The following is a 426-nucleotide window of genomic DNA, read 5'->3' as shown; positions in this document are numbered from 1 at the left end:
AGGAGGTATATGATGAGGTTTTTTATAAAGTTAAATACTATTAGTGCCTTATACGCTATAGCGTTGTTTATAGCAATCGAACTCATAGTAAATGTATCTCATATTAGTACGTTAACTGGATGGGGATGGGATAATGTTTACTTTGCAATTGCTGTTATTAATGTTATTGGACTTCTACTTTCGACATTTTTATTCGTTTGCTTAACAAAAAAATGGACTATAGGTAGAAAATACAGCTATTTGTCACTCCTTTTGTGGGCACCATATTTTATTCTTTTTTTCTCTTTTTTCCCTGTTGTTTTTCCTATAAATGCAGGAGTAACACTTTTTCCGAGATTTAGCCTTCTGATTTATGGGTCTGTCATTCTGTATCCTGTTTACATATTTTTTATTAATCTATATGCTTCACCTCTACGTACAGATTAT

1 protein-coding gene is annotated in these 426 nt (G+C 31.7%); it reads left to right on the top strand.

Annotated features, from left to right (window positions below; all coding sequences use genetic code 11):
• Positions 1-12: 12 nt before the first annotated feature.
• Positions 13-426, top strand: a 414-nt coding sequence (locus IE222_RS26630) for a hypothetical protein (RefSeq protein WP_223282911.1), incomplete at its 3' end; no start/stop codon positions are given.

Origin of the sequence: Neobacillus kokaensis (assembly GCF_014656545.1) — a bacterium.
GTDB classification, from domain to species: Bacteria; Bacillota; Bacilli; order Bacillales; family Cytobacillaceae; genus Neobacillus; species Neobacillus kokaensis.
Note: the sequence above shows the minus strand (reverse complement) of the source record. Positions and strands in the feature narration are given on the sequence as shown.